The organism is Pseudomonadota bacterium (genome assembly GCA_022361155.1).
GTDB lineage: Bacteria > Myxococcota_A > Polyangia > Polyangiales > JAKSBK01 > JAKSBK01.
The window spans coordinates 1-6,208 of record JAKSBK010000495.1 but is presented as its reverse complement, the minus strand read 5'-3'; the positions used below and the strand labels follow the sequence as shown (position 1 = coordinate 6,208).

Annotated in this window: 3 protein-coding genes; 1 reads left to right on the top strand and 2 read right to left on the bottom strand. The window is 64.3% G+C overall.

Annotation, left to right across the window (positions count from 1 at the left end):
* Window positions 1-297 precede the first annotated feature (297 nt).
* Entirely contained in the window at window positions 298-753 is a 456-nt protein-coding gene (locus MJD61_18595; protein ID MCG8557273.1) for a hypothetical protein, read from the top strand.
* Between the two features lie 83 nt (window positions 754-836).
* Here the strand turns inward: MJD61_18595 and MJD61_18590 are convergent, their stop codons facing one another.
* Together MJD61_18590 and MJD61_18585 are read right to left on the bottom strand one after the other, a co-directional pair.
* Window positions 837-2,357, bottom strand: a complete 1,521-nt coding sequence (locus tag MJD61_18590) for a sulfatase (GenBank protein MCG8557272.1) — start codon at window positions 2,355-2,357, stop codon at window positions 837-839.
* 433 nt (window positions 2,358-2,790) lie between these two features.
* A complete protein-coding gene (locus MJD61_18585) occupies window positions 2,791-6,132 on the bottom strand; it encodes a hypothetical protein (protein ID MCG8557271.1) in 3,342 nt (1,113 codons plus the stop codon).
* Between the last annotated feature and the right edge of the window lie 76 nt (window positions 6,133-6,208).

The window sequence follows — 6,208 nt, the reverse complement described above, 5'->3', positions numbered from 1 at the left end:
CTCGTTGCTGACGGTTTTGACAGATGCCTTATGGATGCCCTAGCCGGAAACATCCGTTTCCGGCTAGTAGCTAGCTAGCTCGCCGCGCGAGCGGGGCAGCGCACTTGACACAAGCCTCGGCGGCGTGCTGAAGGGCGGATGGTCGGCTACGCTTATCCAGCATGTACAAGGTTTTCGCTTGGACGACACCCGAGCAGGCTATACGCAGTGAGATCGAGTACTGGGCGGCTCAGAGCATCGAGGACCGCGTATCGGCGGTCGAGACCATCCGGCAAGCGACGATAGGCATCTACTCCGATGAAGCTCCCGCCCGAATGGAGCGAGTTTATCAGCTTGCTGTGCGCCCATCGCGTCAGGTTCCTCATCGTGGGTGCCCACGCGCTGGCAGCGCACGGCAGGCCTAGAGCCACGCAGGATATCGATTTCTGGGTGGAGCCAGAACCGCACAATGCCGAGCGACTATGCAAGGCGTTGAACGAATTCGGCTTCCCGGCTCTGGCTGAAGCGACGGCTGAGTTCGCTACCCCCGAGCGTATGGCAACGCTGGGCAATCCGCCGCTGCGCATCGATATCATGACCAGCATCGACGGCGTTGCGTTCGACAAGGCTTGGACCGGTCGAGTGTCCGCCAAGTTTGGCGAGCACGCGGTGCACTTCCTCGGTAGAGCTGAGTTGGTCGAGAACAAGCGCGCATCCGGACGGGCCAAGGACCTTGCGGACATCGCGCTGCTCGAGGAGGCGGAAGAGAAATAGCATCCCCAATATTTCTCGTCGTTGCGCCTTGCCAACGGCGCCCGGCCCTCGGCGATACAGACGAGTTATTTTTCCGCGGGCCCTTAGGGCAAAGGGCGGACTCTTGGCGGCGGATTGCTGACAACGGAGCCCGGGGGATCCTGAACGGGCACCTTGAGCTCGGCGCGCAGGCGTCCTAGCTCCGCCATCAGCTCGCTCCGAACTTGGACGTAGCCTGGATCGTTGTACACGCTCCTCATCTCCTTGGGATCCATCTGCAGATCGTACATCTCCCACTCGTTCAGATTAGGCTCGTAAAAGTGCATGAGCTTGTAGCGCGCGTTGGCCACGCCGTAGTGCCTGCGTACGTAGTGCCAGCCTGGATGCTCGTAGTAGTGGTAGTAGAAGCTCTTGCGCCAGGCGGCCGGAGTCTGCCCCAAGAGCAGCGGCAAAAGGCTCGCGCCCTGCATATCGCCGGGCACCTGAACGCCCGCGGCTTCAAGGAACGTCTCCGGCAGGTCGAGCGTGGAAACGAGATCGGCGTTGATGCTTCCCGCCCGAACCACCCCGGGCCAGCGGATGAGCATGGGCGTGCGGAACGATTGCTCGTACATCCAGCGCTTGTCGAACCAGCCGTGTTCGCCCAGGAAAAAACCTTGGTCCGAAGCGTAGACCACGATCGTGCTGGCGGCCAAACCGCTCTGATCCAGGTAAGCGAGGACTCGACCCACGTTGTCGTCGAGCGAGGCCACGCAGCGCAGGTAGTCTTTGATGTAGCGTTGGTATTTCCAGCGCACGAGGTCCGGCCCGCTCAGGTTGGCTGCCCGAAACGCTTGATTCTTGGGACCGTAGGCTGCCTCCCACAGCCTGCGCTGGTCGGGTGTCAGGATTGCCGGCGTGATGAGCTTCAGGTCTCGCTCGTCCATGGTTTCGGCGATCGTCATATCCTGGGTCTTGGCAGCAGTACCCCGGCCCGACCAATCGTCGAACAACGTGTCGGGCTCCGGAATGTCGATGCCGTCGTAGAGCGTGAGGTGCTTCGGTCCAGGATCCCAGCGCCGGTGCGGCGCCTTGTGCTGGTACATCAGCATGAAGGGTTTGTTCGGATTGCGCTGTTGCTGCAGCCACTCGAGCGTCAGGTCGGCGATGATATCGGTTGTGTAGCCGGTATACGTGCGCCGTCCGTTCACCGTCGTCAGCTCGGGGTTGTAGTACTCGCCCTGACCGATCAGGACTTCGTAGTGGTCGAAGCCCGTGGGCGTGGAGTACAGGTGCCACTTGCCTATGACTGCGGTCTGATAGCCTGCCTGCTGCAGGAGCTTTGGGAACGTCTGCTGGCTTCCGTCGAACCGGGCGTTGTCGTTGACCATGAAACCATGCAGATGGCTGTACTTGCCCGTCAGGATCGTGGCGCGCATCGGCCCGCAAATGCTGTTGGTCACCAACGCTCGATCGAAGCGCATGCCTTCGTTTGCGATGCGATCGAGATGGGGGGTCTGGTTGATCCTGGAGCCGTAGGCGCTGATGGCCTGGTAGGCGTGGTCGTCCGTGAAGATGAACAGGATGTTCGGGCGCGGCGGTGGAACCGGGGCCTGGCCTGCCGTCCCTGGCCCGGCACCGGCCATGGGAAGCGCCGGCGCTCCCCCCGCGCCTGCCGTCGGGAACGTCGCTCCGCCAGCGCCCGCCTGGGCGGCCGGAGCCTGAGTCCCGGCGGTTTGCATGCTGCCCGCGATCGCGCCCGGGCCTGCCCCAAGGCCCGCCCCCGAGCCGGCGCCGGACGAAGCCCCGGCTCCCGCCAACGTCACGGGCGCCGGAGGCCTTGCCGGTCTCACGTCCCTCGAGCACGCCTCGGCGCCGCACAGCAGCAAACAAACAACTGCCAGTCTTGCCCTCATGCGCAGCGAACTATAGTCGATCCGGAGTAACTGTTCACGGGGTGACCACGCTTGCACGGCGGCTTCCCAGGCGGTTTGCTGGGCGGCTTTCGTCCTCGACTCCAGCCTCGGGCTCGCCCTAAAAAAGCGCAGCTTCGGTTTGCCGCCCGCACCAAACACGGAGCTAATCAACCGTGCCGGCGATGGAGGTAATCCTCGTAAGGCTTGCCGGCGTCGGTACCGCCATGCTCTCGGTCTTGATCACGCCCCCCTTGTCCGCACTGGCGTCTCCCCCGGCGTTCAACACCAGGTGAAACTCGGGCGCGCTGGCGGGCGGGATCGCGGCCCTCGAGCCTCCCATGTAGGGGTCGCTGATCGTGCTCGTGTCGAAGCACTGGGGCCGCTGGGTAATGCCCACGCCCATGAAGAGCTTGTTGGCGTGGCTGGAGCCCACCAGCCCGCCGACCCCGCTCGTTGCAACGGGGCCTGGCGGAGCCGCGCCGTCGTCGTCGATGTAGTCGAAGGCATGGACGTGGCTTTCGCCGAAGGCGCAGGCGTCGGGGCCGGTTTGTGACCGGAAGCTGGCGAAGTACACGTTACCGTCGAACAGCTCGACGGGGCCGGTGACCGATTCACCAGTCGCGAGCGTCTTCGTCCAATTGATGGCCGCGCGGGTCGCATCGAGCTGGGTCGTGCCGTCCGCATGGAGCGCCAGGCGCTCGGTCAACGAGACCACGGCGTGGGCGGCACCCGAGGTAAGGTCATCCGGGTCGCCGGTTCCCTGCACCACTACCAGTCGGCCTTGCGTGTCGACCGACAGTGCGGGTCGCTCGTAACCCGGCCGACCTTCGCTGAAGAGCTTGTCGTAGTACAGGTCGTGGAAGGGCCGGGCCGTCCAGCCGGCATGGGGATCACCAGGCACGGGGTCCGTCCCGGTCAGATCGATGCGCCAGATCACGCCGTCCTGGTCGGTCACGAAGGCTCGCGTGGCGACCGTGCCGACATCGCCGTTGAATATAGCCACCGAGCCAGCCACCGGCGCCGGGAACACGCGCTCATCGATCTGCTTGAGCAGGGTTCCTGTTTCCGCGTCCACGATGAAAACCGACCGCCCCTCGCCCTGCCAGCACCGCACCTTGGCGCGATGCGGCGTGAGCAGCCCGTAGCTACCGCTGTCCCGGTCGATCGAAGCGTGGCTCTGAGGCACCTGGCCCAGGCTGTCGCGGTAGCTGTTGCACTCCAGGCTGGACGAAGTGAGTCCCTTTCCGCCCGAAAGCACGGCGACCGCGCGCTCCTGCACGGTGCCCTCGTAGTTGACGAGCACCTGGCCCAACGCAGCCTGGCCGTAGCTGTAGCCGGAGTAGGCGATGTCGCTGCTGGTGCAAGTCCCAGCAGCCAGCTTGGCAGCGTCGCAGTCGGCGTCGCAGCCTTCGCAACGGGCGCTCGGCCTGTGCGTGAACTGCCACAGGAACTTCGGCTCGACGGGGTCGGTGACGTCGAGCGCGACGTAACCCTTGCCGCCCCCACGCATGCCGGTCACGAGCAGCGTACGATAGGCATCCGGGCTCGGTGTCGCTCCGGGAGTGCGTGAGAAGTAGACATCTTTGACCACGGGGGAGCCGTCCGCCAAGAACTGATGGGCGTCCACGGCCGCGTCGAGCTTGGACATCAGGATGGGCGGCACGAAGCCCCACATCTCGTCGCCGGCGCTGAAGGTCGTGCCTGCGTGGGCTGTGTCGGACGCATCCGCCGGGTAGTCGTCCAGCGCGAAGGCATGCACGATTCCATCGTTGGTGCCTACGTAGAGCGCGAGCGGGCGACTACGGACCTCGAGCTTGCGGCGAAACAGGTTGTAGGAATGGTCCGGGCTGTCGAACTGCGGCGGCCCCACTGCCAGCGGAGACGAGTGGTAGACGTCGCCGAGTCGCTTCTCGGCGCGTGCGCTCGATGACTCCGCGTGGACCCAATCTACGATCGCATCGCGGCGCGTGCTGTTTTCGACCACGAGGCCCAGATCTGGAGGATCGATGTTCGCCTTGGTGAAGGCCAGGTTGCTGCAGCCGTCGCTGGCGCAGGGGGCTCCCAGGCTGCCCTTCCACAGGTGCGCGTCGAGCGCCGCAGCCGCCGGCTTCACGGTCCACAGATCGCGTGCCGTGCCACGCGCGTTCAGCACCTCGTGAAACTTGTCCTGGCTCGAGAGGGCGGGCTCCGTGATCGAGGTTCCGTCGCAAACGAAGCGTCTGCGTTCGATGTATCCTTCCCAGGGCTCGCTGCCCTTGCCCACGAGGAAACCCGCGTTGACTTGAAACTGCTGCGCCGTCGACGAGCCGCTCACGCTGTTCGAAAAACTCGGTGCAGAGCGCGACGTGGCTTCACCTATCCCCCAGTCCAGCACGCTCGCCAGCGCACCTCGCAGCTGGCTCAGCCCGTCGGCAAACAAAGCCGAGCCGCTGCCTCCGTTCGAGGCCAGCGCGTTGAGCGTGTCCTTGACGCTCTGGTTGGCGGTCGAAAAGCCCACTACGTAGAGTTTCTCGATGGGCCCGGATGCAGTGCTGCAGGAGGTCGCGCCGGACCCGCAGCGCAGGTAGGCGGCCAGGTCCTCGGCCAGTGGATAGGGGCAGGTGTAGCCGGCTTGATCGCAGCCGTATTCGCGAAAGTCCGGATCCGGAACACCGTCGCTCAGAAGCAGCGCGTAACGCCTGCGGCAGCTGTAATAGGGATCGCCGCCGCTCTTCACATCGACGTGATTCTCGAAATAGTAATGCAGGTCGTCGAGCGCCGCTGCGATGGGAGTGCCTCCAAAAGGCCGCGTCGCGAGCAGGCTGCTTTGAATGCGGTCATTGATAGCGGCGAGATCCGCGGAATCGCTCCCAACCGAAATCAGCTCGCCCTCGCTTGCGGAAGCGCTGCGAACGCCGGTGTCCATCTTGAAGTCCGTGAGGCAACCCGGGAAGTTGAACGACTTGGCACCGGCGTACGACCACATGCCCGGCTCGCCGGTGCTCTCGGGCTCGGACCAGCTGGCCACCGGCACCATGGGAGACTTTCCATAGGCGGTGGGCATGCCATCGAAGGTCATCAATGCGAATTTCACCTGCCCGGCGTACGAATCCAGAATGCCATCGGAGTTCTGATCTGAATCTGGAGGATCGTGGTGAGGTATGTAGTAGCCAACATCGTAGCTCATACCATTGTCCACGGTGCGGGGCCTCGCAGTACAACTGAAGCTGCTGAAGGTGCCGGTAAGCGCTTCTAGGGTAGTAGCCCAGCGATTCTTCTCGTTCGCGTCGCAGTTGGGAAGACACTCGGCACAGGAGTCCGTGGTGCAGGCGCAGCCCGCCTTGCGCTCCATCGAACCCGAGGTATCGAGCAGCAGCACCATGACCGGCTTCAGGTTGCGGACGTCCGGCGTCTGCGCGCGGGCCACGGCGGAGGAAGCGATTAGGCTGCCCGCTAGCGCGAAGTGCGGAAGGCTGAGCGCGGAGACGCGCCTTGCTGGCGGTACCCTAGGTCGGCAGCGAAACACGTTTACTACAACCTCCGTCCATGTAGCCGGGGTATGCGCAATCACCCTACCGTAGCTGGTGTCGCCCAGACCGACG